The 25,391-nt window shown below is 62.9% G+C and carries 27 protein-coding genes; 16 read left to right on the forward strand and 11 right to left on the reverse strand.

Going from position 1 to position 25,391, the window contains the following annotated elements; translation table 11 throughout:
• Positions 1 to 42: 42 nt before the first annotated feature.
• Positions 43 to 330 (reverse strand): cytochrome c3 family protein, encoded by a 288-nt coding sequence (locus tag KJB29_RS05935; protein WP_215733798.1) that lies wholly within the window; start codon positions 328 to 330, stop codon positions 43 to 45.
• Between the two features lie 147 nt (positions 331 to 477).
• Between KJB29_RS05935 and KJB29_RS05940 the strand changes: the two genes are divergently transcribed.
• On the forward strand, positions 478 to 1,425 hold the full coding sequence (locus tag KJB29_RS05940) for a helix-turn-helix transcriptional regulator (protein ID WP_215733799.1): 948 nt from the start codon (positions 478 to 480) through the stop codon (positions 1,423 to 1,425).
• Entirely contained in the window at positions 1,422 to 2,354 is a 933-nt protein-coding gene (gene mnmL, locus KJB29_RS05945) for a tRNA modification radical SAM protein MnmL/YtqA (RefSeq protein WP_215733800.1), read from the forward strand. The genes KJB29_RS05940 and mnmL overlap by 4 nt, the downstream gene beginning before the upstream one ends.
• Here mnmL and KJB29_RS05950 read toward each other — a convergent pair.
• The 6 genes from KJB29_RS05950 to KJB29_RS05975 form a co-directional block, all read right to left on the reverse strand.
• Entirely contained in the window at positions 2,351 to 3,595 is a 1,245-nt protein-coding gene (locus tag KJB29_RS05950; protein WP_215733801.1) for a BamA/TamA family outer membrane protein, read from the reverse strand. The genes mnmL and KJB29_RS05950 overlap by 4 nt on opposite strands.
• A 94-nt stretch (positions 3,596 to 3,689) precedes the next feature.
• Positions 3,690 to 3,974 (reverse strand): EscU/YscU/HrcU family type III secretion system export apparatus switch protein, encoded by a 285-nt coding sequence (locus tag KJB29_RS05955; RefSeq protein ID WP_004513877.1) that lies wholly within the window; start codon positions 3,972 to 3,974, stop codon positions 3,690 to 3,692.
• A complete protein-coding gene (fliK, locus tag KJB29_RS05960) occupies positions 3,961 to 5,679 on the reverse strand; it encodes a flagellar hook-length control protein FliK (protein WP_215733802.1) in 1,719 nt (572 codons plus the stop codon). The genes KJB29_RS05955 and fliK overlap by 14 nt, the downstream gene beginning before the upstream one ends.
• A gap of 103 nt (positions 5,680 to 5,782) precedes the next feature.
• Entirely contained in the window at positions 5,783 to 8,347 is a 2,565-nt protein-coding gene (locus KJB29_RS05965) for a glycosyltransferase family 1 protein (RefSeq protein ID WP_215733803.1), read from the reverse strand.
• A gap of 122 nt (positions 8,348 to 8,469) precedes the next feature.
• Entirely contained in the window at positions 8,470 to 9,858 is a 1,389-nt protein-coding gene (locus KJB29_RS05970; protein ID WP_215733804.1) for a sigma-54-dependent transcriptional regulator, read from the reverse strand.
• A 111-nt stretch (positions 9,859 to 9,969) separates the two neighbouring features.
• Complete coding sequence (locus KJB29_RS05975; protein WP_215733805.1) at positions 9,970 to 11,424, reverse strand: sensor histidine kinase; 1,455 nt, start codon at positions 11,422 to 11,424, stop codon at positions 9,970 to 9,972.
• 164 nt (positions 11,425 to 11,588) lie between these two features.
• On the opposite strand from KJB29_RS05975, the gene hypA reads away from it, so the two are divergent.
• From hypA to KJB29_RS06030, 11 genes are all read left to right on the forward strand, one after another.
• Positions 11,589 to 11,921 carry a hydrogenase maturation nickel metallochaperone HypA gene (gene hypA / locus KJB29_RS05980; RefSeq protein WP_215733806.1) on the forward strand — a complete coding sequence of 111 codons (333 nt, stop codon included), beginning with the start codon at positions 11,589 to 11,591 and terminating at the stop codon, positions 11,919 to 11,921.
• A 136-nt stretch (positions 11,922 to 12,057) separates the two neighbouring features.
• On the forward strand, positions 12,058 to 13,146 hold the full coding sequence (gcvT, locus tag KJB29_RS05985; protein ID WP_215733807.1) for a glycine cleavage system aminomethyltransferase GcvT: 1,089 nt from the start codon (positions 12,058 to 12,060) through the stop codon (positions 13,144 to 13,146).
• A 172-nt stretch (positions 13,147 to 13,318) separates the two neighbouring features.
• Complete coding sequence (gene gcvH / locus KJB29_RS05990) at positions 13,319 to 13,693, forward strand: glycine cleavage system protein GcvH (protein WP_215733808.1); 375 nt, start codon at positions 13,319 to 13,321, stop codon at positions 13,691 to 13,693.
• Positions 13,690 to 15,036: an aminomethyl-transferring glycine dehydrogenase subunit GcvPA gene (gene gcvPA, locus KJB29_RS05995; protein ID WP_215733809.1), complete on the forward strand. Its 1,347-nt coding sequence runs from the start codon at positions 13,690 to 13,692 to the stop codon at positions 15,034 to 15,036. Before gcvH ends, gcvPA begins: the two co-directional genes overlap by 4 nt.
• The gene (gcvPB, locus tag KJB29_RS06000; RefSeq protein ID WP_215733810.1) at positions 15,027 to 16,472 is read left to right on the forward strand and encodes an aminomethyl-transferring glycine dehydrogenase subunit GcvPB; all 1,446 of its coding nucleotides are present in this window, start codon (positions 15,027 to 15,029) and stop codon (positions 16,470 to 16,472) included. The genes gcvPA and gcvPB overlap by 10 nt, the downstream gene beginning before the upstream one ends.
• Positions 16,450 to 17,292 carry a lipoate--protein ligase family protein gene (locus tag KJB29_RS06005; protein ID WP_215733811.1) on the forward strand — a complete coding sequence of 281 codons (843 nt, stop codon included), beginning with the start codon at positions 16,450 to 16,452 and terminating at the stop codon, positions 17,290 to 17,292. Before gcvPB ends, KJB29_RS06005 begins: the two co-directional genes overlap by 23 nt.
• Positions 17,289 to 18,140: a lipoyl synthase gene (gene lipA / locus KJB29_RS06010; RefSeq protein WP_215733812.1), complete on the forward strand. Its 852-nt coding sequence runs from the start codon at positions 17,289 to 17,291 to the stop codon at positions 18,138 to 18,140. The genes KJB29_RS06005 and lipA overlap by 4 nt, the downstream gene beginning before the upstream one ends.
• Positions 18,141 to 18,221: 81 nt before the next feature.
• On the forward strand, positions 18,222 to 18,566 hold the full coding sequence (locus KJB29_RS06015; protein WP_004513865.1) for an NfeD family protein: 345 nt from the start codon (positions 18,222 to 18,224) through the stop codon (positions 18,564 to 18,566).
• A gap of 125 nt (positions 18,567 to 18,691) precedes the next feature.
• Positions 18,692 to 18,913, forward strand: a complete 222-nt coding sequence (locus KJB29_RS06020; RefSeq protein WP_004513864.1) for an outer membrane protein assembly factor BamD — start codon at positions 18,692 to 18,694, stop codon at positions 18,911 to 18,913.
• An 84-nt stretch (positions 18,914 to 18,997) separates the two neighbouring features.
• Complete coding sequence (locus KJB29_RS06025) at positions 18,998 to 19,219, forward strand: dodecin (protein WP_215733813.1); 222 nt, start codon at positions 18,998 to 19,000, stop codon at positions 19,217 to 19,219.
• Positions 19,220 to 19,269: 50 nt separating this feature from the next.
• The gene (locus KJB29_RS06030; RefSeq protein WP_004513862.1) at positions 19,270 to 19,704 is read left to right on the forward strand and encodes an FKBP-type peptidyl-prolyl cis-trans isomerase; all 435 of its coding nucleotides are present in this window, start codon (positions 19,270 to 19,272) and stop codon (positions 19,702 to 19,704) included.
• Positions 19,705 to 19,869: 165 nt separating this feature from the next.
• Here KJB29_RS06030 and KJB29_RS06035 read toward each other — a convergent pair whose 3' ends face one another.
• Positions 19,870 to 20,346, reverse strand: coding sequence for a ferritin family protein (locus KJB29_RS06035; RefSeq protein WP_215733814.1), 477 nt, complete (start codon positions 20,344 to 20,346; stop codon positions 19,870 to 19,872).
• A gap of 158 nt (positions 20,347 to 20,504) precedes the next feature.
• Here KJB29_RS06035 and KJB29_RS06040 point away from each other — a divergent pair, with 158 nt between their 5' ends.
• Positions 20,505 to 21,389 (forward strand): complex I NDUFA9 subunit family protein, encoded by an 885-nt coding sequence (locus KJB29_RS06040; protein WP_215733815.1) that lies wholly within the window; start codon positions 20,505 to 20,507, stop codon positions 21,387 to 21,389.
• 10 nt (positions 21,390 to 21,399) lie between these two features.
• Here the strand turns inward: KJB29_RS06040 and radC are convergent, their stop codons facing one another.
• Both radC and KJB29_RS06050 read right to left on the reverse strand, forming a co-directional pair.
• Positions 21,400 to 22,089 carry a RadC family protein gene (gene radC, locus KJB29_RS06045; protein ID WP_215733816.1) on the reverse strand — a complete coding sequence of 230 codons (690 nt, stop codon included), beginning with the start codon at positions 22,087 to 22,089 and terminating at the stop codon, positions 21,400 to 21,402.
• An 88-nt stretch (positions 22,090 to 22,177) separates the two neighbouring features.
• Positions 22,178 to 22,987 carry an undecaprenyl-diphosphate phosphatase gene (locus tag KJB29_RS06050; protein ID WP_215733817.1) on the reverse strand — a complete coding sequence of 270 codons (810 nt, stop codon included), beginning with the start codon at positions 22,985 to 22,987 and terminating at the stop codon, positions 22,178 to 22,180.
• 204 nt (positions 22,988 to 23,191) lie between these two features.
• On the opposite strand from KJB29_RS06050, the gene KJB29_RS06055 reads away from it, so the two are divergent.
• Entirely contained in the window at positions 23,192 to 23,809 is a 618-nt protein-coding gene (locus tag KJB29_RS06055; RefSeq protein WP_215733818.1) for a DUF47 domain-containing protein, read from the forward strand.
• Positions 23,802 to 24,803 (forward strand): inorganic phosphate transporter, encoded by a 1,002-nt coding sequence (locus tag KJB29_RS06060; protein ID WP_215733819.1) that lies wholly within the window; start codon positions 23,802 to 23,804, stop codon positions 24,801 to 24,803. Before KJB29_RS06055 ends, KJB29_RS06060 begins: the two co-directional genes overlap by 8 nt.
• A 77-nt stretch (positions 24,804 to 24,880) precedes the next feature.
• Here the strand turns inward: KJB29_RS06060 and KJB29_RS06065 are convergent, their stop codons facing one another.
• Entirely contained in the window at positions 24,881 to 25,363 is a 483-nt protein-coding gene (locus KJB29_RS06065) for a DUF2062 domain-containing protein (protein ID WP_215733820.1), read from the reverse strand.
• Between the last annotated feature and the right edge of the window lie 28 nt (positions 25,364 to 25,391).

Consider the following 25,391-nt stretch of genomic DNA (forward strand, 5'->3'; position numbering starts at 1 on the left):
TGTGACCCGATGTCGGGTCGTCATAGACAAAAAATCAAGGAGTTAGCCACCTCCGTGACATCCCTTGCAGAGGACCGGCCCCCTCTTCATGGCTTCGTGGCACCCTTTGCACCCTTTGCCGTGGGCCAGCACCTTGTCGAAGCCGTCGATCTTTCCCGGTCCCGTTTCGTGACATCCCCGGCACTGGCCCAGGGCATCCTGGTGCTTCTTGTGGGGGAAGCTCACCTGGCCGATCCGGTTCGGAAAGGTAATGGTCTCGATGGCGCTGGCGGCTCCGGCAGCGAGGATCAGCATGGCCACCACAGCTGCGGCATGAATTTTACGTTCCATCGCGTCAGCTCCTTAGGAAGGCTTTACTCAGGGCATTGCCCCGGGACGGGAATCCGTATTGCAAGTTTCTTGCCTGTGGCTGAACACTTGGCGCCTGAACGCAAAATGCTTCCGTGACTTTCGGAAAACCTGCTACAATGCCACCCCATGGAAACCCAGGACGAAAAGAGTGAACGCGAACGGAGTGTGCCCCCGATTGTCGCCATCGACGGTACGGCCATTAAAAGGATACGCGAAGCCAAGAAACTGACCCAGCTCTACGTGGCAAGCGTGGTGGGAGTCACCACCGACACTATTTCCCGGTGGGAGAACAACCGCTACCCCACCATCAAGCGCGACAACGCCGAGAAGGTGGCAACGGCCCTGGAGGTTTCCCTTGAGGAAATTCTCAAGCCGGAGCCGGTTTCCGAGCCGGAACCGGAGCCGGAAGCCGTTCCCATGCTCCAGCCGCCGCGGAAACAGCGTCTAGCGCCCCTTGTCCTCGCCGTGGGCCTTGGCACCCTCCTTGTGGCCTTGATTGTGGGGGCCGTCCTCTCGCGCCGTGGCGCCGCCGAGCTGGTGGCGACCAGGGTCCTCCCCCCCTTTGGAGCACCGGGACAGCTCGTTCCGGTTCAAGTGAAGGTGGACCGGCGCGACGGCGAGAAGAGCGGATTCATCGTTAAGGAGCGGATTCCTGCCGGCTGGCGGTTTGTTGCCTCCAATCCCCCGGTGGCAGGAGAGGCGGGGGAACGGGAGGTGAAATGGCTCATCCCTCCCGGCGGTACCGGTCCTGTCACCATTTCGTATACCCTCACGGCGCCCCGGACGCTTCTCCTGGGGAGCCAGGCCGACTTTGGCGGAGAGGTCATCCTGAGCCACGGGAAGGCAACCCGCCGGGGGATCATCGGCGGTCCGGCGCGGATTGTTGTCAATGGCCGCCACTGGGCCGACACCAATGGCGACGGCAGGATTGACGACAACGAAATTATGCCCGCCTACTACCTGTGCGAAGAGATGAAGGGTCTCGGCCTCGACTGGAAGACCATCGAGACCATCTGGAGCGGCGCGGGGTATACGTGGAACGATAAGCTGAAGGTTTTCGAGGTGGTCAAGTGACCGAGCGGCGCTATACCGCCTTCTCCGACGAGCTGCGCCACATATTCGGTTGCCGGGTCCAGCGGATCTCGATTGATGCCGGTTTCACCTGCCCCAACCGGGACGGCGCAGTCGGTACCGGAGGGTGCATTTTCTGCGGCGGTAAGGGGTCCGGCTCCTTCGGCATCAGGCCGGAGCTCTCCGTCGCCCGGCAACTCGCCCACGGGAAGGAGTTTCTCGCCCGCCGTTACGGTGCTGCCAGGTTTCTTGCCTACTTTCAGGCCTACTCCAACACCTACGCCCCCGTGGAGCGGCTTCGCTCCCTTTACGATGAGGCCCTGTCGGTGCCCGACGTGGCCGGCCTCATCGTCGGCACCCGCCCCGACTGCCTCCCCCCTGAGGTTCTCGATCTCCTGGCCGGGTATGCCCGCCGCACCTATTTCTGGCTGGAGTTGGGTCTTCAATCCCCCCTGGATCGGACCTTGGCGCTCATCAACCGGGGCCACGACTTCGCCGCCTTTGCCGATGCCGTGGCCCGGAGCCGGGAGTGGGGAATCCGGGTCTGCGCCCATGTGATCCTGGGGCTGCCGGGGGAGTCGCGGGAGGAGATGCTGGCAACTGCTGAAATATTGAACGGACTCGGCGTGGAGGGGGTGAAGCTTCACCAGCTCCACGTGATGAAGGGGACAGCGCTTGAGGAGATGTACCTGCGGGGAGAGGTGCGGTGCCTGGAGCGGGACGCCTACGTGGATATCGTCTGCGATTTCCTGGAACGGCTCGATCCCCGCATCGTCATCCATCGCCTTGTGGGGGATGCCCCCGCCGACCACCTGGTGGCGCCGGATTGGTCCTTGCGGAAGGGGGAGGTGCTTGATGCCGTCGATGCCGAACTGACGCGACGGGGGACACGGCAGGGATCGGTTATGCGGGATCGTGGGAGGATGGTCTAGAACGGATACCCCAGCCCCACAAAGACCGCCGGCCCGTCGCTGCCGACGCCGATGTCGACCCGGCCCACGATGTTGGGGCGGACCACGGCCCGGAAACCGATACCGGGGTTGAACTCGAAGTTTTTACTTCTGGTTTTGTCCAAGGACTCCATCACCGCCCCCAGGTCGATAAAGGGGGCCACTTCCCAGTCGGTGTTTACGTCGAAGACGCTCCAGCGGAAGAGACGGATCCGCTCCTCCAGGTTGCAGAGGAAGTAGCTGGAATCGATGAAGCGGTTGCGGCCGTACCCCCGCAGGGTGGACTCGCCGCCGAGGATGCTCCGCTCCAGAAAGGGGACGTCGCTCCCCAGGGTCTGGTTGTAGGCAACCCGCGCCACGGTGATGTAACGGGCTTCCTTCAGGGGGAAATACCCTTTGAGTTCTGCCTCGTAGTGGCGGTAGCTGGCGTCGCTTCCAAGGAATTCCGCGCTCCCTTCGATGGCCGCCTTGGCGTAGAGCCCTCGGGTGGGCATGTCGCGGGAATCGAGGGTGTTGTAGATGAGGGAGAGCTTCTGGGCATGGGCGGTGAAACCGTTGATTCCCGGTACCTGGTTTTCGGTGAAGCGGTCGCGGATGGAGGGGAGTTTTGAAACGGCGCCGCGTCTGATGGAGACCTGACGGAAACGCTCGCCGACGACCAGTTGGAGGTGGTCGATGATGTCGTAGCCGACCCCCAGGGTGAAGCCGTATTCCTTGTCGGCGTAGTTGGTCTCGTCCTCTTTTCTGCTGTCCGACTGGAAGCCAAAGAACCGGGCCGAGCCGTCGGTGAAGTTGTAGATGAAGGCGTTGGTCTCCAGCTTGCCGTCAAGAAAGGTCTTGTCCCGGAGCCTGACTTCGTAGTCCTCGTTGACCTTGGTCGACTTGGAGAGGTTGAACTCCCAATTCCGGTTGGGGAGCGGAAAGAAGGCGCCGTAGAGGGAAAAGGTGGTGCCGAAGTTGGCGTTGTAGTTTACCTGCGGGGCGATGAGGGTACTCACCTCGTCCCGGGCGTTATGGAGGAGGAAGGCAGTCAGGCCGCCGAGGATGGCCCCCTCGTTGGGGCTTGTGGCGATGACCGGCAGCGGAATGGTCACCACCTTGACCGGATCGCCGAAGCTGGCGTCGGTGATAGGGTAGGGGAGCTTCTCCCGGGGGACCATGGTGGTACAGGCCGCCAGGAGGGAAGTGCCGAGTATGAACAGCAGGAGGACTATGCGTTGCATCGAGCGGTCTTTCTTTCTGGAATCGTGAGAGACGACCCCGAAGAATAACGGGTTTTTCCCTCGCGGGCAACACAAAAGACCGCCTCACGCCAGGTCACGGTTTCCCGTCGCGTCCCTCCTCCTGCTCCAGCCAGTAGAGCCAGGCGAGCAGCTCCGCCACCGCCCGGTAGAGCTCGGGGGGGATGTAGTGGTCGATGTCCACCTGCATGAGCTGGCTCACAAGGGCCGGAGACTCATGGACGAACACCCCCGCCTCCCGGGCGCAGGCGATGATCGCCTCGGCGGTCACCCCGTGCCCCTTTGCCACCACCTGCGGCGCATACTGCCCCTCCCGGTAGGAGAGGGCCACCGCCTTTTTTTCCCGTTCACTGTGATCCATCTCTCACCGTAAAACCGCCAAGCCTCAGCCCTGCGGCGCCGAACCGCTCCTCAAGGCCATTCTGCCCTGCCGCGAGAATCTCCGCCGTCCGTCCCTCTTCCGCAACCAGGGTCACACCGATCCCCTCCTTTCCTGCACGGAGGGTTGCCCGGACAGCCCCCAGGCTTGGCAGCTCCACCCCCACCTCGGTCAGCCACGACCGCTCCCCTTTACCCCCTTCCGCCTCCCGCTCCTCCACCTTCCACTCCATGTCCTGGCCGGGCCAGGCCTGGCCGAACCAGGTGAAGACCCCGGTGGTGAGGGTGGCGAGCTGCTCCTTGATGATGGGGATGGTCTGGGACTCAATGCCTGCGGGAGGCGGTGGCTCCGCCAGCCGGCCCAGTGCTTCCCGGCTGGTTGGCGCGGTCTCTCCGGTAATCGCGGCCCGTGCTCCTCCCTCCAGCGTTGCGGGGAGGGGGGGAGGAGAGGAAGCCCTGCCGGGGGATGTGGCTGCTGCTCCGTCCCTAAGGAGGGACTGTGGGTGGCCTTCTGTCTGGGGGCGTGCGTCCGGGGATGATGCCGGGGCGGGGTGTCCGAATTCCGTAGGGTTCGGGACAACGGCGTCCCGCGGTTGAGGTGGCTGCCCCCCCTGGAGAACCGTCGTTGCAGGCTGTTGACCGGGAACCTCACCAACTGATTTTGGCAGGGGGGCTCCGGTCGGTGCCGCTGCGTTTTGCGGGGCGGCCGGCGGTGCGTCGACGGTCTCGGGGTCCGGTGAGGTCGTGGCCATGCCTCCCTGAGGCTCCGCAGGGAGAGGTGCAGGCGCTCCTGGCCGTCCCGGGGCCGGGGGCTGGTTCTGGGGCGAAATGGCCGTTTGGGGAAGGGGGTCTCGGGGCGCGGCTGAGGTCGTCTGGCCCGCTTTCGGGGTGTCGGGAGAGGGCGGAGTTTCCCCCTGCCGGGGTGCCGCGTCGGGGGCGGCGTTCCCTGGTGCGGACGGACTCCCCTCCGCGATGGTTCGTGGGGGGGGTGGAGTGACGCCTTCCTCGAGAGGTAGTCCTGGCGTCACAGCTGGAGGCGCCGGCGCCGGTGGCGTCTCGCCAGGAGAAACCCGGACGCCCTGAAGTGTCGTGGTTGCCCCGTTTCCCTCGGCCGGGAGCCGGCCGGCAAGGGGGGAGAGTTGCCCCTGGGGCTCCCGGAGGAGGTCGGTAAGGGGATATTCCCCCTGCACCCACTGGGCCAGGTGGGATTCGTAGAAGACTCCGCTCCGGCTGAGGACGTTTTTCAGCCCCTCCGCCAGGAGGGCCGGGTCCCGTGGGGGGCCTGAAATCACGAGGGAAGGGCGGGGGAGAGGGCTCGCGACCTGCGTGCCGCCGGTCCCCTGGGCCAGGGTGTTGAGCCAGCGCCCTGTGTCGCTGATCTGGACGGGCGTCGCGGAATTGCCCGACTTCGACAGGGCAAAGAGCAGCCGGGGCTCGTCGGTGACGTAGGTGAGCTCCACTGCCTGGCCCGGCTGGAGGTTGAGGGGAAGCTCCATGTGGAGGAGCTCGTTGGCGATTCTCACCAGGTAGCGGCTGTTGGCGAAATTCGCCATGACCTCGCCGTGGACCATCTGCCCCGGCGTGAGGTTCAGGGGGGTGAGGGACTGCCAGGTGGCCTCCACCAGGGAACCGGTGGTGTCCTTGAGGAGGGCCTGGGCGATCCGGGCTATGTCCTGGGTGATGATCATGTCATACGTATCGGCCGAAACGGCAGAAACTTGAAGGGAGAGACCCCAGGCTGCGCGACCAGGATGTTTCCGATCCCTGGTCCCCGATCCCCGGTCCCGGTCTTTACCCCCATGCAATGCTCCCCTGCTCGTAGACCGGCCCCAGCTTCGGGTGGCGGGGCATGACCCGCACCATGAAGCCGTGCCTGCCGCAGAAACGGCTCTCGATCTCGCCGTAGAAGCGGTGGGCACCGTCCCCTGTCGCTTCTTCCCAGGCAAGGGGAACCAGCTCTCCTCCGACGATGTTCCCCCGGGAGTCCAGGACCCCGCAGTAGAGATCCGCGGAAAGCTGGTCGGGGGGGATATCGCCGAGGATAATGTTCACCGTCACCGGGATTACCGCCCCCAACGGGACCTCGGCGGGGGTCTTGGCTTCGATCCCCGCGATCCTTACCTGGTGCCAGGTGCGGCGGATATCCCCCTTCCATCCGGCGAGATCCACTGCCAGGGCCAGGCCGTCCGCCGAGAGCATTTCCCAGTGGGCGAAGGAGGGACGGTACATGGTCCTGGCGTACTCCTGAACCATCCGCTCGGTGCTGAAGAGGGGGCAGAGAGTCTGGAGGCTTGCCTTCATGAAGGCAAGCCAGCCGCGGGGAATGCCGTCGGGGCCCCGGTCGTAGAAGAGGGGGACCACTTCTTTCTCCAGCAGGTCGTAGATGGCCCGTCCCTCCACCTCGTTCTGGTAATCGAGGTCGTCGTAGACCTCACCCTTGCCGATGGCCCAGCCGTTGTTCCCCTGGTACCCCTCGGGCCACCAGCCGTCGAGGATGCTCATGTTGAGGCCGCCGTTGAAGGCCACCTTCATGCCGCTGGTACCGCTGGCCTCCAGGGGGCGGCGGGGGGTGTTGAGCCAGACGTCGACCCCCTGGACCAGGTGCCGGGCCACGGCCATGTCGTAGTCCTCGATGAAGACGATCCGTCCCCGGAACCGGCTGTCGAGGGAATGCTGGAAAATCTCCCGGATCAGTTCTTTCCCCTCGGTGTCGTGGGGGTGGGCCTTGCCGGCAAAGATGATCTGCACCGGCCGGTCGGTGCTGGCGAGGATTTTTTCCAGCCGTGCCAGGTCCCGGAAGAGGAGGGTCCCGCGCTTGTAGGTGGCGAAGCGGCGGGCAAAGCCGATGGTGAGGGCCTCAGGGTCGAGAACCTCGTCGGCCTGGGCGATCTCTTTTGCCGTGGCCCCCACCTGCTTCAGGTGGTCCTTGAGGCGGCGGCGGGCGAAGAGGACGAGCCGCTCGCGGCACCGTTCGTGGGTCCGCCAGAGTTCCGATTCGGGGATGTGGGCGACCCGCTTCCAGAGGAGGGGGTCCGTGGCGTCCTCACGCCAGCGGTTGCCGAGATACCGGGTGAGGAGCCCTGCCATCTCGTTGGAGAGCCAGGTCTTGGTGTGGACTCCGTTGGTGACCGAGGTGATGGGGATATGTTCGTCGGGGAGCTCGGGCCAGAGGTTCTTCCACATGAGCCGCGACACCTCGCCATGGAGCTGGGAGACGCCGTTGGCATGGTCGGCCAGCTTGAGGGCCAGGACCGCCATGCAGAACGCTTCGTGGGAGTTCTTGGGGTTGATTCGTCCCAGGGCCAGGAACTCGTCCCGGGAGAGGCCCAGGAAGCGGTAGTAGCGCCCCAGGTACTTCTCCAGGAGATCGGGGGGGAAGTGGTCGATGCCGGCATCCACCGGCGTGTGGGTGGTGAAGACGTTGCCGGCCCGCACCGCCTCCATGGCCTCGGCGAAGCGGATGCCGTGCTCTTCCATGAGGAGGCGGGTCCGCTCCAGGGCCAGGAACGCCGCGTGCCCCTCGTTCATGTGGCAGACGTTGGGGGTGATCCCAAGGAGGTGGAGGGCCCGGATGCCGCCGATCCCCAGGAGGATCTCCTGCCGGATCCGCATCTCCAGGTCGCCGCCGTAGAGCTGGGCCGTGATCTCCCGGTCCTCGGGGGCGTTCTCCTCCAGGTTCGTGTCCAGGAGGTAGAGGGGGATCCGCCCCACCTGAACTCGCCAGATGTGGGCCGTCACCTTGCGGCTTGGCATGTTGAGTTCCACGGTCAGGGGGGCGCCGGAAGCATCCCGCTCCAGGGTGAGGGGGAGGTTGTAGAAGTCGTTTTCGGGGTAGAGTTCCTGCTGCCACCCCTCAATGTTCAGGTACTGGCGGAAGTAGCCCTGCCGGTAGAGGAGTCCGACTCCTACCAGGGGAATCCCCAGGTCGCTGGCCGACTTCAAGTGGTCGCCGGCCAGGATTCCGAGCCCCCCCGAATAGGTGGGGAGCGACTCGTGGATACCGAACTCCATGGAGAAGTAAGCGACGCTCATGGGCCTGCCGCCGTTGCAGGTCCGCTCGAACCAGGTCCTGGCCGAGAGGTATTCCCGGAACTTCTCATCCACCTGTTTCAATTGGGACATGAATCCCTCGTCGGTGGTGAGCTTGTCGAGGGTGGTCTGCTGGAGGATGCCGAGCATCTCCACCGGGTTGTGGCGGGTCTGCTGCCAGAGGTCGATGTCGAGTCGCTTGAAGAGCTCCACCGCCTCGGGCTCCCAGGTCCACCAGAGGTTGTAGGCGATGGTCTGGAGTCTGGCCAGTTCGCCGGTCAGCGACGGGACAACGGTAAAACGGTGCATGCCCTTGGTGAAGTCCATTGAAACCTCCGGGACCGGGGACCGGGGACCGGGAAAACCCTTGATCCACGGTCGGTCGTTGCATCCCCCGTATTTGACTGGTTGATGGCGTTTTCGTATGTGCTGAAAAAATTGTAAGGTTCTTACTGGTCCCCGTTCCCCGTTCCCCGGTCCCGGCCTATCTCGAACTTCTCCAGCCGGTACTGAAGCGTCTTGTAGCTCATGCCCAGAAGCGGAGCCGCCTTGGCGATGACCCAGTCGGCCCGTTCCATGGCCTTGATGATGAGGTTGCGCTCCAGCTCATCGAACTGGATTCCGTCGGGGGGAAGCTCGAAGGGGAGCCAACCCGCCCGGGAAAGCCCCTCGGTGATCTCGGCCGGCAGGTCTTCCGGCTGGATCAGGTCGCTTTCCGCCATGAGCGCCCCCCGCTCGATGACCGATTCCAACTGCCGGACGTTGCCGGGCCAGCTGTAATCCATGATGAGCTTCAGGGCCGGCTTGGCGATCCCCCTGACGGTGATCCCCGTCTGGGCGCTGCACTTTTTCACGAAGAAGTCGGCCAGGGCCGCGACGTCGCTTCCCCGTTCCCGCAGGGGGGGGAGGGTGATCCGGATCACGTTCAGGCGGTAGAAGAGGTCCTCCCGGAAGCCTCCCCGCTTGATCTCCGCTTCCAGGTCCCGGTTGGTGGCGGAGACGATCCGTACGTCCACGGGGATGTTCACCTTTCCCCCCACCCGGCGGATCTCCTTGGACTGGATGGCCCGCAGGAGCTTCGCCTGCATGGCCACGCTCATCTCGCCGATCTCGTCCAGAAAGACCGTGCCGCCGTCGGCCGCCTCGAAGATCCCCAGCTCCCGGGAGCTGGCGCCGGTGAAGGCCCCCTTCTCGTGGCCGAAGAGCTCGCTCTCCATGAGGCTTTCGGGGATGGCGGCGCAGTTGATGGCGAAAAAGGGCTTTTCTTTCCGGGGGCTCCCGTCGTGGATAGCCTTGGCCACCAGTTCCTTGCCGGTCCCCGACTCGCCGTAGATGAGGACCGTGGAGGCGGTGGGGGCGATCTTGGTGACAATCCGGAAGACCTCCCGCATCTTCGGGTGTTCGCCGATGATGTTGGGAATGCCGCTCGTTTCCTTGAGCCGTTTTTGGAGGACCCGGTTCTCCCGCAGGAGATTCACCCGCTCGAAGGCGCGGCGCAGGGTGAGGAGGAGGTTGTCCCGCTCCAGGGGTTTTTCCAGATAATCGAAGGCCCCCTTCTTCATGGCCTCCACCGCCGAGTCCACGGTGCCGTGGGCGGTCATCATGATGGCGCATTGGCGGGGGTCGGCCTCCAGGATCCGCTCCAGGAGCTCCATCCCTGACATCCCCTGCATCTTCAGGTCCGTGAGGATCACGTCGAACTCACTCGTTTCGAGCTGCTCCAGGGCCTCGCGCCCTCCGGGAACCGCTGTCACGCGGTACCCTTCCCCTTCCAGGATCGTCTGGAGGATTTCCCGCTGCGCCCGTTCGTCGTCAACTATAAGAATGGTTCCGGTCATTGGTCTCCTTCGGAGACAGGGACCGGCAAAGGCCGGGACCGGGGACCAGTAACGTAAAACCTGATTTTGCTCCCAATCCCTCTTCCCATGCTAGATCCCTGTCGTTTGTTTCTAGTCTTTTCCTGGTCCCCGGTCCCTGGTCCCCGATCCCGGCTTCTCCCCTCCGGGGAGAAGCACCGTAAACGTCGTCCCCTTGCCGGCACTGCTCGCCACCCTGATCTCTCCCCCATGCTCCCGGACGATCCGCTCGGTGATGGCAAGGCCGAGGCCGATGCCGGCCTCGCGGGTAGTGTACCAAGGCTGGAAGACCTTCGCCAGGTCCTCCTCCCGGATGCCGCACCCCTCGTCGCTGAAGGTGAGGAGAAAACGCTTCTGCTCCCGGTCGTGGGTGGCGCCGAGGGTGACGGTGCCGCCGTCGGGCATGGCCTGGGCGGCGTTGGTGACGAAGTTGAAAATGCAGTTGCGGAGCATCTCCCCGTCGGCCCGCATGGGGGGAAGATCGGGAGGGATGTCGGTGCGAACCGTGACCCGCTGCTCCGTGAGCTTTTCCTGGAGCAGCGGCAGGGCCTTTTCGATGAGTTCCGCGTAGGAGATCTCCGCTATCCGCAGCTTCAGGGGGCGGCCGAAGTTCATGAAGTTTACCACCATGTAGTTGGCCCGCCGCACCTCCTCCTTGATTTTGTCTGCGATGGGGACGACCCGCTCCGTCTTGTCGGGGCAGGCGGCCGTAAACTCGCTCTTCAGGTGGTCGATGGCGAGGCTGATGTAGTTGAGGGGGTTCCTGATCTCATGGGCGATCCCGGAAGCGAGCTGCCCCACCCGGGAGAGGTGCTCGGCCTCGTAGAGCCGCTTTTCGAGGATCTCCCGCTCCCGGAGTTTCTCCACCATCTCGTTGAAGTTTGTAGCCAGTTCGCCGATCTCGTCCCCCGTTGTCACCGGGAAGGTGACCGAGAGGTCCCCGTCGGCCACCCGCCGCACCCCGTCCGCCAGGTTGTTGATGGGGGCGGTGTAGCGCTTTGCCAGGAATATGGTGATGGAGATGCCGAGGAGAAAGACCAGGGAGGTGGCCACCACCCGGTTGACGAAGTTCTCGTGCTGGATGGTGCGGATGTTGTCGAGGAGGAGGTTGATCTGCACGTAGCCCAGCTGTTCGTCGCCGACGATGACCGGAACGACCAGGTCGTAGGCCCGCGACGACCCCGCGTCGGTTTTCGTTCCGGGGGAAACCTTGAGCCCCTTCTCAAGCTTCTTGATCTCACGCTTCTTCCCGATCTTCGCCGGGTTGGAAGAGTCGATGATCTCCCCTTCGTTGCTGAAAATGTTGATCTCCCTGACCCCCTTGACCTTCGCCTCCTTCATGTACTCCGTGAGGCGGCCGCGGTCGGGCTCGTACTCGGAGGTGAGGTCCTCGATGCTCATCTGGAGGGCCTTGGTCACCATGGTGGAGCTTTCCTGGATCTCCTGCACCATCTCGTTCTGGCTGTACTGGTTCAGGAAGAAGAGGGTGAAGACTGCGATGACCAGGAGCGTCAGCATGATCATCACCAGCCTGGTATTGAGGGTCATGGATAACCTCGGGGAGAACGGCGTGAAATACCGCGGAAGTATACCTTACCCATGCCGGTGGAGACAAGGAAGTATATCCCTTTCTTTCCCCGGAGAGGCGGCTCTGCTATCATGCCCGTTCAAGCACAAACGGCCCTCGGGGCTTTGCGGAAGGGGAGATGCAGATGCACGAGATGTCCATAACCCAGAGCGTGGTGGAGATCTGCGAGAAGAGCGCCGAAGGGCGGCGGGTCCTGGCGGTGACCCTGGAAATCGGCGACCTCTCCGGCGTGGTCCCCGATGCGGTCGAGTTCTGCTTCGAGGCCTGCACGCGGGACACCCTTCTGGAGGGTGCCCGGCTCGTCATCGAGCGGATGCCGGGGCAAGGGGAATGCACCTCCTGCGGAAAGGAATTTCCGGTTCGCGGCTACTTCGACCCCTGTCCAACCTGTGGCGCCTACGGCATAAGAGTTGTGTCGGGGGAGGAGTTGCGGGTGAAGGAGCTGGAGGTAGAGTAACCGCCGATATTTTCTCTTGTCTGACCTGGTGGCGTCGCTGGTTTTGTGGTGTACAATAGTGTTTTACAAAGCCAGGCAAATGAATTACAGTCAAGTTTTATGTATCTTGTTTAATTTACCCGCTGGAGGTCCTGTCATGGAACCCCTCAAGAACACTCCCCTTTCTGCTGAGCACGAGAAACTGAACGCCCTCATGGCCCCCTTCGGCGGTTGGAACATGCCGATCCAGTACGAGGGGATCATTGCCGAGCACCGCTGGTGCCGGGAGAAGGTGGCCCTCTTCGATATCTGCCACATGGGAGAGTTTCACTTCAAGGGAGACATCGTCGCCTCGGGGCTTGAAGACGTCTTTACCTTCTCGGTGGCGTCGATCCCGGTGGGGCGCTCCCGCTACGGTTTTCTCCTGAACGAAAAGGGCGGGGTCATCGACGACCTCATCGTCTTCCGCCTGGCCGAGGACGAGGCCATGGTGGTGGTGAACGCTGCCACCATCGCCAAAGACTTCGCCGCCATCTCTGCCCGCCTTTCAGGCGGGGAGATCCGCGACATCTCCGCCGCAACCGGGAAGCTGGACCTCCAGGGGCCCCTCGCCCGCGAGGTCCTCTCCGGCGTCGTCGGCCAGGAAATCGCCACCATCCCCTACTTCAAGTTTATCCGGACCAAGGTCCTCGGTGTCGACGCCATCGTGAGCCGCACCGGCTATACCGGCGAGCTGGGGTACGAGATATTCCTCCCCGCGGAAAAGAGCGTGGAACTCTGGAATCGGCTCCTCTCTGACGAGCGGGTGAAGCCCGCCGGCCTTGGCGCCCGGGATGTGCTCCGGCTGGAGATGGGATACAGCCTCTACGGGAGCGATATCGACGAGACCACCACCCCCATCGAGGCGGGGCTGGAGGCCTTCGTCAACTTCGATAAGGCGTTCGTGGGGAAAGATGCGCTCCTGAAGCAGCGGGCCGAAGGGGTGAAGCGGCTCAAGGTGGCCTTTGACGTCACTTCCCGCCGTTCGCCCCGCCACGACTATGAAATCCACTTCGAGGGGGAGCGGGCCGGCACCGTCACGAGCGGTGTCTTCTCCCCCATGCTCGGCTGCGGCATCGGCATGGGATACGTGAAGCCCTCGGTGGCCACCCTCGGCGCACCTCTCACCATAACTCACGAGAAGGTGAGCATGGAGGCGACGGTGGTGGAGCTGCCGTTCTATCGGGGCGGGTCGTTGCGTTCCTGACTATTTACTTTAAAACATTTCAACACAGAGCAACGGAGCAACAGAGTAATTCCTGGGAAGAAATCCAGCAAAATTCGTTTTAGGGTTTTTGACTGACGTGTTGATTTCTCAGTTGCTCTGTTGCTCTGTGTTATTTCATCTGACAGTTTTTCAGCCATAAGGAGGATTAACCATGGAAACCTATTTCACCAAGGAGCACGAGTGGGTCAAGGTCAAGGAAGGGGTCGCGTCGGTGGGGATCACCGAGTATGCCGCCCACCAGCTGGGGGATGTGACCTTCGTGGAGCTTCCCAAGGTGGGGAAGACCGTGAAGCAGTTCGAGGTCCTGGCGGCCATCGAGTCGGTCAAGGCGGCCAGCGACATCTACGCCCCGGTTTCCGGCACGGTGACCCAGGTGAACGAGGCCCTTGAAGAGCGCCCCGAGATCGTCAACGAGGCGGCCGAGGACGCCGGCTGGATGGCCATTATGGACATGGAGGATCCGGCCGAGCTCCAGAAGCTCATGACCCGCGACCAGTATGACGAGTACGTGAGGAGCCTCGGATGAGCACCGCCAGCTACTGTCCCAACACGCCGGAGGAGGTGCGGGAGATGCTGGCCGCCATGGGAGCGGCGAGCATCGACGACCTGTTTCGGCCGATCCCGCCGGGGTTGCGGGCCCGGTCGTTCGATCTGCCGGCGGGGATGTCCGAGTTCGAGATGCTCAACCGGTTCGAGCACCTGGCCGGGAAGAACGCCCAGCACCTCTCCCACTTTGTCGGAGGCGGCTACTATGACCACCTGATCCCGGCCGTGGTGGACCACCTTTCGGGGCGGGCCGAATTCTACACCGCCTACACCCCCTACCAGCCCGAATGCTCCCAGGGGACCCTCCAGGCCCTCTTCGAGTACCAGACCGCCATCTGCCGCCTCACGGGGATGGATGTTTCTAACGCCTCCCTCTACGACGGCGGCACGGCCCTGGCCGAGGCGGCCATGATGGCCCTGCGGATCACGGGGCGCAACCGCCTTGTCATTGACGGGGCCGTGAATCCCTTCCACCGGGAGATCGTCCGGACCTACCTGGCCAACCTGGACGTGGAGGTGGTGGAGATCGGGCCGAAGCTCGGCATGGAGGACGACCTGCGGCTCCGGGCCGCCATCGACGACGCCACTGCCGCGGTCCTCGTCCAGAACCCCAACTTCTTCGGGAGCGTGAGCGATTTTCGCAAGCTGGCCGCTGACGCCCAAGCCGCCGGGGCGCTACTGGTGGTTTCCTCCTATCCGGTGGCCCTGGGGCTCGTGGAGAGCCCCGGCGCCATGGGGGCCGACATCGTGGTGGGCGACGGCCAGAGCCTCGGCAACCCCCTCTCCTTCGGGGGGCCCTCATTTGGCTTCATTGCCAGTCGCAGACAATACATCCGCAACCTGCCGGGGCGCATCATCGGCGAGACTGTGGACAAAAAAGGGCAACGGGGCTTCGTCCTCACCCTCCAGGCCCGGGAACAGCACATCAAGCGCCACAAGGCCACCTCCAACATCTGCAGCAACCAGAGCCTCTGCGCCCTGCGGGGGCTCATCTTTCTCTCCAGTCTCGGCGCCCAGGGGTTTGCGGAGCTGGCGCGGCTCAACTACGACAAGGCCGAGTACGCGAAAAAGGTCCTCGGCTCCCTCTCTGGGGTCGAGGTGATGAACGGCGGCGCCACCTTCAACGAGTTCACCGTCTGTCTCCCCACGATTGCCGAGGAGGTGGTCACGGCGCTCCTGCGGAAAGGGGTCGCCGCCGGCGTCCCCCTGAGCCCCTACTATCCGGAGATGGAACGGTGCCTCGTGGTGACCGTGACCGAGAAGCGGACCCGGGACGAGATCGACACCCTGGCCCGGCATTTGGAGGGTATCCTATGCAGCTGATTTTTGAAAAATCGGTCCCCGGCCGCCGGGGGGTGCGCCTTCCGGCTGGCGACGTCCCCGCTGCCCCGGAGCTTCCCGCTGCGCTGCGCCGGCAGGAGCCGGCGGCACTCCCCGAGGCGAGTGAACTGGATGTGGTGCGCCACTTCACGGGGCTCTCCCGCCGCAACTTCTCGGTGGACACCAACTTCTACCCCCTGGGCTCTTGCACCATGAAGTACAACGCCAAGGCCCTGGAGGAGGCAGCCAAGCTCTTCGCCCCCTACCATCCCATGGTGCCGCTCCTTCCCCATGGCTCCTCCTTCAGCCAGGGGTGCCTGGGGCTTGCCTACGAACTGGGGGCGACTCTGGCCGAGATCACCGGCATGGACGAGGTGACCACCCAACCCCTGGCCGGCGCCCACGGCGAGATGACCGGCATCATGCTCATCGCCGCCTACCACGAGGCCAAGGGGAACAAGAAGAGGTACGTGGTGGTTCCCGACTCTTCCCACGGCACCAACCCGGCCTCCGCCGCCATGGTGGGGTACGAGATCATCACCGTCCCGACGGCCCCCTACGGCGACATGGACCTGGACAGATTCCGGGAGGTGATGACCGACGAGGTGGCGGCGGTCATGATGACCTGCCCCAACACCCTGGGGCTCTTCAACCCTCACATCCAGGAAATCTGCGACATCGCCCACGACCACGACGCCCTCATGTACTATGACGGCGCCAACCTGAACGCCATCCTCGGCAAGGTCCGCCCCGGCGACGTGGGATTCGATGTGATCCATCTGAACCTTCACAAGACCTTCGGCACCCCCCACGGCGGGGGCGGTCCCGGCAGCGGTCCCGTGGGGGTGAAGAAGCAGCTGGTCCCCTTCCTTCCCTCTCCCCGGATCGTGAAATACGATGACGGCTGCTACGGGGTCGATGCCCCGGCCCACGGAAGCATTGGCCGTACCTCTGGCTTCTTCGGCAACTTCGGGGTCATGGCCAAGGCCTTTGCCTACATCACTATGCTGGGCCGCGACGGGCTCATCCAGGTGAGTGAGCAGGCGGTGCTGAACGCCAACTATGTCATGAGCCGCCTGAAGGACGTGTATGATCTCCCCTATGACCAGACCTGCATGCACGAGTGCGTCTTCTCGGCGGCCCGACAGGTGAAGAGCGGCGTCCATGCCATCGACATCGCCAAGTTCCTCATCGACCGGGGCTACCATCCTCCCACGGTCTACTTCCCGCTCATCGTCAAGGAGGCGATCATGATCGAGCCCACCGAGACCGAGAGCAAGGAGACCCTGGACGCCTTCATCGCCGTCATGCGCGAGGCGGCGGAACTTGTCGAGACCGACCCGGCCGCCTTTGCCGAGATGCCCCGGACCATGCCGGTCACCCGCCTCGACGAGACCAAGGCGGCCCGGGAGCAGAATGTCTGCTACTTTGGCTGCTGATGGTTCTCCCAACCTGACCCGCTGGCGCCTCGTGGACACCGGCCCCCTGGACGGCCCCGCCAACATGGCGGTGGACGAGGCGCTCCTTCTCCATTTCGACCCTGCTGCATCGCTGCCGGTGCTCCGCCTCTACGGGTGGGAGCCACCGGCTTTTTCCGTGGGGCGGTTCCAGCGGGCCGAGGATGCGCTTCACCTGGAGCGGTGCGCGGCCGCCGGCATTCCCGTGGTGCGGCGGATCACCGGCGGCGGGGTTATCTACCACGCCGCAGAGTTGACCTATGCCGTGGTCTGCGCCCCGCGCCATATTTCCGACGCACAGGGAGTCAAGGAATCGTTTCGGGCCCTCACCGGTTTCCTCCTTCGCTTTTACGGTACTCTCGGGTTCGAGGCATCCTGGGCCGTGGATTCCCAACCGCCAGGGAAGCGCTTAGGCGTGCGAACTCCCCTTTGTTTTGCCGGCCAGGAAGAATACGATATCGTTTCCGGCGGGAGAAAGATCGGCGGCAACGCCCAGCGGCGGCTGAAGGATGTGATCTTCCAGCATGGCTCGGTGCCGTTGCGTTGCGCCCTGGCCGAGGCACTTCCCTTTTTTCGCCAGCCTCCCGCCGGCCTCCAGGAGGGGGCCACGAGCCTTGCCCAACTGGGGGTGACGGCTGATTCGGCATGGCTGCGGGAGCGGCTTGTCGCCGCTTTTGCTGAAAGCCTCGGCGTCGACCTCGTTTCTGCGTTCCTCACCGCCGAGGAAAAGGCGACCGCGGCCCGCCTCGGCGCGGAGCGTTACGGAAAAGCTGCCTGGAACCTGCACGGAGAAACGCCATGACCATCGTCCGCAAGCCCCAGTGGCTGCAAAAGAAGATCAACCCCGCAGCCCACGCCGGCATGGAGGGGCTTCTGGGGGAGCTGCGCCTTCACACGGTTTGTCAGGAGGCCCGCTGCCCCAACATTACCGAGTGTTTTCGGGAGCGGCAGGCGACCTTCCTCATCCTGGGGGCCGCATGCACCCGCCTCTGCTCCTTTTGTAACGTGACGAAACAGACACCTCTCCCCCCCGATTCCGGCGAGCCGGCCCGGGTGGCGGAGGCGATCCGCCGTCTCGGCCTTTCCCACGTGGTCATCACAAGCCCCACCCGCGACGACCTCCCCGACGGCGGCGCCGGCCACTATGCCGAGACCGTCGCCGCCATCCGGAGTGCGTCTCCCGCCACCACGGTGGAACTCCTCATTCCCGATTTCCTCGGCAACCGCGAGAGCCTCGCCCGGGTCGTCGCCTCGGCGCCGGCCATCATCGGCCACAATGTCGAGACGGTGCCGCGCCTCTACCAGATCCGGGCCGGGGCCGACTACGGCCGCTCCCTTGGAGTGCTCCGGACCCTGCGTGAACTGGACTCTGTCGTGCGGAGCAAGTCGGGAATCATGCTCGGCCTCGGCGAGGCGGAGGAGGAGGTGCTGGCGGTTTTCGCCGACCTGCGGTCGGTGGGGTGTTCCTACCTCAGCATCGGCCAATACCTGGCCCCCAGCAAGAGCCACCATCCCGTCAGGGAATTCATTCCTCCTGAATGTTTCGAAAGATACCGGGCAGCGGCCCTGGCCACGGGGTTTGCCCATGTGGAGAGCGGCCCCTACGTGAGGAGTTCTTACCACGCGGCCCGTTACGACGGGCAACCGTAACCATCGGCACGGAACGTGCTGATTATTCGCCAGAACACCTCGGGGAGGTTGTGACGGATATTGGCGCGTGGAGGTCGACAGGTGGTGTGCGAATGGTGGTACTGGATAGTCTTCGGCTTCGCCTTGATAGGTTTTGAGCTTCTTTTTCCCTCGTTCACCATGGTTTGGTTCGGGCTCGGTGCCCTTATGGTTGGGGGCTGGTCGCTTTTCTGGGGTGGCTTCGGCCTGCTGGTGCACGTTGCCATCTGGGTTGCGGTGTCGGCGGCCTGTTCCCTCTGCTGGCGCAGGTACCTGAGGCGCAGGTCAAGCCAGGGGGGAGGGCAGGATACCTCCTCACCCCCTTTTGACGGATGCTCCTCCGTGGCGGGCCGGGCTGTTCACATGGTTTCCCGGCAGGGGCATCTGCTGAGAGTGGTCAAACTCTGATTCCCAAACTTTCACTGGACGTTTGCTGAGAATTCTTTCATACTGCTGCAAATTTTTGCCCTGCTGCAGATGTCGCTGCAATGAGGGCTTTGATTCTATTGATCAGTTGCATTGGGGGAGGGAATATGGGGCGAGGTGTCGTTGTCGCTTTTTTCTTCTGCATGCTCGCTTTGGCGGCATGTTCCGGCAAAGGTGCCCAGGAACTCTTCGAGACGGCTCAGTTCGAGGAGAAGCAGCACAATCTTGAGCATGCCCGCAAGCTCTACGAGGAAATCATTGCAAAGCATCCCCAGTCGGAGCTTGCCGCCAAGGCCAAGGAGCGGCTGAACGCGATGCCGGCGCGGTGACGGGACGTTCCTGACGGATTCCGACCCTTTACACCTCTTTACCCGGTGGTAAGCTTGTGGAAAATTCACGCTGCGGAGGATGCCATGAGCTACGGTGACGACAGGATTTACAAAAAGGTTGAGATTATCGGGGTGTCGAAGCGGGGGTTGGAGGCGGCCATCCAAGCGGCTGTGGCCAAGGCCCACAAGTCGCTGGACAAGCTCTCCTGGTTCGAGGTCCAGGATATCCGCGGCCATGTCGGGGACGACGGCATGGTCGCCGAATATCAGGTGGTGCTGAAGGTGGCGTTCGAGATCAAGGAGTAAGCATCTGACAGGGAAGGCAATTCATTAATTCGTGAAAGGAACAATCAAACATGGCACAGGCAAAAAAGGGTGATACCGTCAAGGTTCACTATACCGGCAAGCTCACCACCGGCGAGATCTTCGATTCTTCCGAAGAGAGCGGGAGCGGCCCCCTTGAGTTCACCATCGGCGAGGGCGACGTGATCCCCGGCTTCGAGGAGGCGGTGATCGGCATGAATGCCGGCGATGCGAAGACGGTGACGATCCCCGTGGACCAGGCCTATGGCCCCAGGCAGGAAGAGCTGGTGGCCGCGGTGGAGCGGGAGTATCTCCCTCAGGATGCCGAGCCGAAGCTGGGGCAGCAGTACGAGGTGACCCAGGATGACGGCCAGGTCTTCAACGTGACCGTGACGGAGATGACCGACACCACCGTGACCCTTGACGCCAACCATCCATTGGCTGGCCGGGACCTGGTCTTCGAGATCAAGCTGGTCGAAATCGCCTGACCGCGAATACCTGCGCCACATGAAAAAAGGGAAGGGGCACAAAGCCTCTTCCCTTTTTGTTTATGAAACGGCTGAACTGCGAACCGTGGATTTTGTGTCCTGGCCAGGCGCCCGAGCGAGTACGCGGAGGGCAACAATGCCAGGGCGCAAAAGCTGCGTTTCGTCTCAGTTTTCGGTCATGAAGTGCTCTTCGTACAGATCCTCCAACTGCTGCAGGTGTTTCGCCTCGTCCGCCAGCATCTTCTCGAAGATGCCCGCCATGGGGGCACCGGCGCACCCCTGTGACATCCGTTTGTAGAAATCCATGGACCCCTTTTCCAAGTGGATGGCGTAGGCCAGGGCCTCACGAGTGTCCGAGTTGGGGCTCAGTTCCTTCTTGGCGAGGACATAGCCGAGGTTCATAGTCGAAATCTGCCGGTCAAGGGCGCCAGCCCCTTCCATCTCCCCTTCGAGGAGGGCCTGCTCCAGGCTGTGCTTGTGCTCAAGCTCGTCAAGGGCGGCTTCCTTGAGAATTTCTCGGGCTCCCTTGTGCTTGACCTTCCTGATGGCGGCCAGGTAATGCCGGAAACCTTCTTCCTCCATTTGTATCGCCATTTCAACGGCGGCTTCGAACGTGTAGCAGACCGCACTCTGTTCGCTCATGGTTTTCTATCCTCCCCATGTCTCGATAAATGATTCTTTATTAACACACCCGCTGGTCAATCACAAGGGTCTTGTATACACGGGATGCTGGCAAATGGACGGCAGTACGGTACACTTCACTCATCATACCACCATCGTCTGGGCTGAAGGAGGGCTTCATGAAAATATTTCTGACGGGAGGAACGGGTTTCGTCGGCGGCCATGTGAGGAATGCGTTGCTGGAGGCGGGGCACAGCATAAGGCTCCTCGTCCACCGTCGGCACGAGGGGGTCGAGGCAGGGGTTGAACAGGCCGAGGGGGACGTGACGCGGCTGGACACCTTTGCCGCGGCAGTGGAGGGATGCGACGCGACCATCAATCTCGTGGGGATCATCCGGGAGTTCCCGGCGCGGGGAATGACGTTCGATAAACTCCACGTGGAGGCGACGCAAAATGTCGTGGATGCGGCCCGGCGGGCGGGAATCCGGCGCCATCTCCAGATGTCGGCCCTGGGCTCCCGACCCAATGCCACCTCACGGTACCATCAGACCAAGTGGCGGGCCGAGGAGTCGGTGCGCGCCTCGGGGCTGGAGTGGACCATCTTCCGCCCTTCCATTGTCTTCGGTCCCAAGGACGATTTCATCAACAAGCTGGCCGGTTACATCCGGTCGTACCCGGCAGTGCCGGTCATCGGCGACGGCAAGTACCGGCTTCAGCCGGTGGCGGCCGATGACGTGGCCCGCTGTTTCGCCCTGGCCCTGGAGAAGCCGGAGACGGTGGGGCAGGCCTATGAACTCTGTGGCCCCGACCGCATCTCCTACAACGACCTTCTCGATACCATCGGCCGGATCGTCGGCAAGGGGCATGTGCCCAAGGTCCCCAACCCCCTGGGGATCATGAAGCTGGTCGTGCCAGTCATGCAGGGCTTCTCCTTTTTTCCCATCACCATGGACCAGATCACCATGCTCGTGGAGGAGAACATCTGCGCGAGCCCCTGGCCCCAGGTTTTCGGCTTCGATCCCGAGTGCTTTGAGCTGGGGATTGCCAAGTACCTGCGGCACTGACTCGCTGCTACTACATGAAGCCCGCCGAAACGAAACTCGTGAAGCGGCCGTCGCCGATGATGATGTGATCGAGCACTTTTATCCCCATGAGATCCCCCGCCTCCCGGAGACGCCGGGTGATTTCCTGGTCCTCGCGGCTCGGGGCCGGGTCGCCGGTTGGGTGGTTGTGGACGAGGATCACGGCGGCGGCCGATTCCCGCACGGCCGGGTTGAAGACCTCCCTGGGATGAACGATGCTCTGGTTGAGGCTTCCTTCCGATATCTGCACTTCCCGCATGATCCGGTTCTTTCCGTCCAGCAGCAGCACCATGAAGTACTCCTTGCGCCGGTCCCGAAAGGCATAGTGGTAGTGGTTGTAGACCTGTTCGGGGGAGGTGAACCGCTCGCTGCAGATCATGAGTCGCTCAGAGTTGATGCGGGACGCGATCTCCAGGGCCGCCTTGATGGAGGCCGCCTTGGCCGGTCCGGTCCCCTTCACGGCGCAGAGCTCCCCCACGGTGGCGCCGGCCAGGGTCCGGAGATCGCCGAACTCCTGAAGGAGCGCCCTGCCGAGGTCGATGGCGCTCCGCCTGCTGACCGAGTCGCCGGTGCGGATTATGAGGGCCAGAAGTTCCGCGTCGGAGAGGGCCGGACTTCCCCGTCGCATGAGTTTTTCCCGGGGACGCTCGTCCTCGGGCCACGCCTTGATGCCGCCTGCCATATGGTCGTTCCTCCCTGCTGATTGGTGCCGGATCGGGAGCGGGAACTGTAGCATGGGCGGTAAATAATGAAAAGAGGCTCAGGATGTTTTATTGGTTGAAGATGAAGAGTAGCACTCCTGCCCCTGCCAGGAGCCGGTACCAGACAAAGGGGTAGAGCGAGTAGCGCTGCACCAGCTTGAGGAGGAGGGCGACGCTCACATAGCCGAACACTGCCGAGACGCCGACGCCGATCAGGAGCGGTTGCAGTTCCCCTTCGGGAACGCCGTGCCGCACCAGGTGCCCCACCTTCAGGAGCGCCGCTCCGGCCACGATGGGGAGGGAGAGGAGGAAAGAAAACCGGGCCGCCGTTTCCCGGCTGAAGCCGAGGAAGAGCGCCGCGGTGATGGTGATCCCCGAGCGGGAAACGCCGGGGAGGAGCGCTAGGCACTGGGCGAGACCGATCATCATGGCGTTCTTGAGGTCGATCTGGTCCATGCGCGACTTTTTCGAACCGAGGGTGTCCGCCAGGGCCAGCAGAAGCCCGAAGCCGATCAGGAAAGCGGCGATAATGGCCGGGTTGGCGCGGAAGATCGCTTCGATGGGCTCCTCGAGGGTCTTTCCGACGATGGCGGCGGGGACGCAGCCGGCGATGATGTACCAGGGAAGCAGGGTGGTGGAGGAGTGTGCCCCCCCTGTGAGGCCCGAGAGGGCATTCACGACCAGTTCGGCGATGTCGCGGCGGAAGTAGAGGGCGAGAGCGATGAGGGTTCCCAGATGGAGGGCCACGTCGAAGGTAATCCCCGATTCGGGCCACCCGAAGAGCCAGGGAATGAGAATCAAGTGCGCTGAACTGCTGACGGGGAGCACTTCGGTGAGACCCTGAATGGCTCCGAGAACTGTTGCGTGAAGGGGATTCATGACTGCTTTCTCCTTGGCGTCCTGAAGTGAGCGTCGTAGCGTAACCGATGTGTCGCTACAAGTCAAAGAGTGGAGTGAAGTACACAGAGCTGTAACGCAGTTGTAATAATTTCATAGGCAGTGGGGGGATTTTATGCTATGTCTCATCTGTTTTGGACCTTAAACCTGCGGCGTTTTGCTGCCGCACCAGAAGCGGAGGGAGCAATGTTCGGCCTTATTCCGAAGGAAGAAAAATTTTTCGCCCTGTTCAAGGACATGACCGCCAATATCATCGAGGGGGCCAAGCTCCTCAAGGATATGATCGACAACTACGACGATCCCCTGGGGATGCAGAAGCGAATCAAGGACGTGGAGCACAAGGGTGACCACATAACCCACGACATCATCCAGAAGCTCAACAAGAGCTTTGTCACTCCCCTGGACCGGGAAGACATCTATGCCCTCTCGGCGGCCCTGGACGATATCCTGGACCTGATCGACGCGTCGTCGCAGCGCTTCATCATGTACAACGTGGAGAAGCCGACCCCGGAGGCGAAGGAGCTCGCCTTCATTATCCTCAAGTCGTGCGAGGCGGTTGCCAAGGCAGTGGCGCTGCTTGGTGGCAAGTTCGAGCACATCGCTGAATCCTGCGTGGAGGTGAATGCCCTGGAGAACGAGGCTGACCGGGTCTGTCGGGATGCGATCAGCCGGCTCTTCGACGAGGAAAAAGACCCGATCCAGCTCATCAAGTGGAAAGAGATCTACGAGACTCTGGAGCGGGCAACCGACAAGTGCGAGGACGCGGCCAACATTCTGGAAAGCGTGGTGGTGAAAAATGCTTGATGCCACGTTGATCATGCTCGTCCTGGTCATCGGGGCGGCACTGGCCTTCGACTACATCAACGGCTTCCACGATACGGCCAACGCCATCGCCACCTGCGTTTCAACCCGGGCGCTCTCCATCAGGGCCGCCATCACCATGGCGGCGGTGCTGAACTTCGCCGGCGCCATGATCTCCACCAAGGTGGCCGCCACCATCGGCAAGGGGATCGTCGATGCGTCCAACGTTACCCAGATGGTGGTACTGGCAGGGATCCTCGGCGCCATCGTCTGGGACCTGATCACCTGGTACTACGGGCTCCCTGCCTCTTCTTCCCATGCCATCATCGGTGGCCTCATGGGGGCGGTGATCGCCCATGCGGGCACGGCGGCCCTCCACTGGAAGGGGCTCGAAAAGATCGTCCTCTCCCTGATCCTTTCCCCCATTGTCGGGACCTTCCTCGGTTTCGTCGTCATGGTCATCATGCTTTGGTGTTTCAAGAGCACGTCGCCCCATTCCGTCAACAGGCACTTCCGGCGGCTTCAGGTTTTCTCGGCGGCCTTCATGGCTTTCTCCCACGGCACCGCCGACGCCCAGAAGTCCATGGGGGTCATCACCATGGCGCTGGTGAGCTACGGAGCCCTCTCCGCCTTTGTTGTTCCCACCTGGGTGAAGATTGCCTGCGCCGTGGCCATGGGGCTCGGCACCGCCGCCGGCGGGTGGCGGATCATCAAGACCGTCGGCAAAGACTTCGTGAAGCTTCAGCCCGTTCACGGCTTCTGTGTCGAAACCGCCTCGGCCGGGGTCATTCTGGGGGCGTCATCCATCGGGATGCCGGTCAGCACTACCCACGTCATCACGTCCGCAATTCTCGGCGTTGGTCTCTCAAAGCGCCTCACAGCGGTCAACTGGAACGTGGCCGGGAGGATAGTCGTCGCCTGGGTCCTGACCATCCCGGCATCGGCGATCATGGCCTATGTCTGCTACCAGGTTCTCAATCCTATTCTTGGGAAGTGAGTGGAGTTGCCGATGAACGGTGGCGGGTGACAAATCGATAGGAAACAGAAAAAGCGGGGCATCGTTCCCCGCTTTTTCTATTCCAGCTCTTCGCCGACCTCTTCCATCTCATCGGCAAGGGTGGCAAGGGTTTCATCCTTTTTCCGGAAGCGGACCACGAGCCAGTAGCAGAGGGCGTAGGAGACAAGGGCGGCGGCAAAGCCGAGGAGGGAGGTCCCCACCATGAGGGTGGCGGCGTGGCTCTTCAGGTATGCCCAGTGGAGTCCCCTGAAATGGAACTCCTGGGGAGGGAGTCCCCGGACTACTCGGCCCAGCTTGTAGCTGGCCGCCAGGATGGGGACCACGGTAAAGGGGGTGTTGACCCAGGCGCCGGTGACGCAGGTGAGCTTGTTGAGCCGGAAGATGAAGGCGGCCGCGATGGCCAGGACCGTATGGAACGTGAAGAAAGGGGTGAAGCTGATGAAGACCCCCACGGCAAGGCCGGCGGCGATGTGCCCCGGATGGCTGTCGAGGGAGAGGATGGCCCTGATGTTCTTCTTCCACTTTTCCTTGTCGAGCACGTCTTCCTCCGTGTTTGCGCAGGAATCC

It is taken from the genome of Geobacter grbiciae (assembly GCF_018531165.1).
In the GTDB taxonomy this organism is placed as follows: domain Bacteria; phylum Desulfobacterota; class Desulfuromonadia; order Geobacterales; family Geobacteraceae; genus Geobacter; species Geobacter metallireducens.

Excerpts from the sequence above, each read along its gene's own strand:
- KJB29_RS06050 (WP_215733817.1), bottom strand. The coding sequence starts at position 22,987 with ATGAATCCCCTTCACGCAACAGTTCTCGGAGCCATTCAGGGTCTCACC.
- KJB29_RS06055 (WP_215733818.1), top strand. The coding sequence starts at position 23,192 with ATGTTCGGCCTTATTCCGAAGGAAGAAAAATTTTTCGCCCTGTTCAAG.
- fliK (WP_215733802.1), bottom strand. The coding sequence starts at position 5,679 with ATGATCATCACCCAGGACATAGCCCGGATCGCCCAGGCCCTCCTCAAG.
- KJB29_RS06025 (WP_215733813.1), top strand. The coding sequence starts at position 18,998 with ATGAGCTACGGTGACGACAGGATTTACAAAAAGGTTGAGATTATCGGG.
- gcvT (WP_215733807.1), top strand. The coding sequence starts at position 12,058 with ATGGAACCCCTCAAGAACACTCCCCTTTCTGCTGAGCACGAGAAACTG.
- KJB29_RS06005 (WP_215733811.1), top strand. The coding sequence starts at position 16,450 with ATGTCTGCTACTTTGGCTGCTGATGGTTCTCCCAACCTGACCCGCTGG.
- KJB29_RS06030 (WP_004513862.1), top strand. The coding sequence starts at position 19,270 with ATGGCACAGGCAAAAAAGGGTGATACCGTCAAGGTTCACTATACCGGC.
- KJB29_RS05935 (WP_215733798.1), bottom strand. The coding sequence starts at position 330 with ATGGAACGTAAAATTCATGCCGCAGCTGTGGTGGCCATGCTGATCCTC.
- KJB29_RS05965 (WP_215733803.1), bottom strand. The coding sequence starts at position 8,347 with ATGGACTTCACCAAGGGCATGCACCGTTTTACCGTTGTCCCGTCGCTG.
- KJB29_RS05975 (WP_215733805.1), bottom strand. The coding sequence starts at position 11,424 with ATGACCCTCAATACCAGGCTGGTGATGATCATGCTGACGCTCCTGGTC.
- KJB29_RS05940 (WP_215733799.1), top strand. The coding sequence starts at position 478 with ATGGAAACCCAGGACGAAAAGAGTGAACGCGAACGGAGTGTGCCCCCG.
- gcvPB (WP_215733810.1), top strand. The coding sequence starts at position 15,027 with ATGCAGCTGATTTTTGAAAAATCGGTCCCCGGCCGCCGGGGGGTGCGC.
- radC (WP_215733816.1), bottom strand. The coding sequence starts at position 22,089 with ATGGCAGGCGGCATCAAGGCGTGGCCCGAGGACGAGCGTCCCCGGGAA.
- gcvH (WP_215733808.1), top strand. The coding sequence starts at position 13,319 with ATGGAAACCTATTTCACCAAGGAGCACGAGTGGGTCAAGGTCAAGGAA.
- gcvPA (WP_215733809.1), top strand. The coding sequence starts at position 13,690 with ATGAGCACCGCCAGCTACTGTCCCAACACGCCGGAGGAGGTGCGGGAG.
- KJB29_RS06040 (WP_215733815.1), top strand. The coding sequence starts at position 20,505 with ATGAAAATATTTCTGACGGGAGGAACGGGTTTCGTCGGCGGCCATGTG.
- KJB29_RS06020 (WP_004513864.1), top strand. The coding sequence starts at position 18,692 with ATGGGGCGAGGTGTCGTTGTCGCTTTTTTCTTCTGCATGCTCGCTTTG.
- KJB29_RS06035 (WP_215733814.1), bottom strand. The coding sequence starts at position 20,346 with ATGAGCGAACAGAGTGCGGTCTGCTACACGTTCGAAGCCGCCGTTGAA.
- KJB29_RS06060 (WP_215733819.1), top strand. The coding sequence starts at position 23,802 with ATGCTTGATGCCACGTTGATCATGCTCGTCCTGGTCATCGGGGCGGCA.
- hypA (WP_215733806.1), top strand. The coding sequence starts at position 11,589 with ATGCACGAGATGTCCATAACCCAGAGCGTGGTGGAGATCTGCGAGAAG.
- KJB29_RS05955 (WP_004513877.1), bottom strand. The coding sequence starts at position 3,974 with ATGGATCACAGTGAACGGGAAAAAAAGGCGGTGGCCCTCTCCTACCGG.
- KJB29_RS05970 (WP_215733804.1), bottom strand. The coding sequence starts at position 9,858 with ATGACCGGAACCATTCTTATAGTTGACGACGAACGGGCGCAGCGGGAA.
- lipA (WP_215733812.1), top strand. The coding sequence starts at position 17,289 with ATGACCATCGTCCGCAAGCCCCAGTGGCTGCAAAAGAAGATCAACCCC.
- KJB29_RS05950 (WP_215733801.1), bottom strand. The coding sequence starts at position 3,595 with ATGCAACGCATAGTCCTCCTGCTGTTCATACTCGGCACTTCCCTCCTG.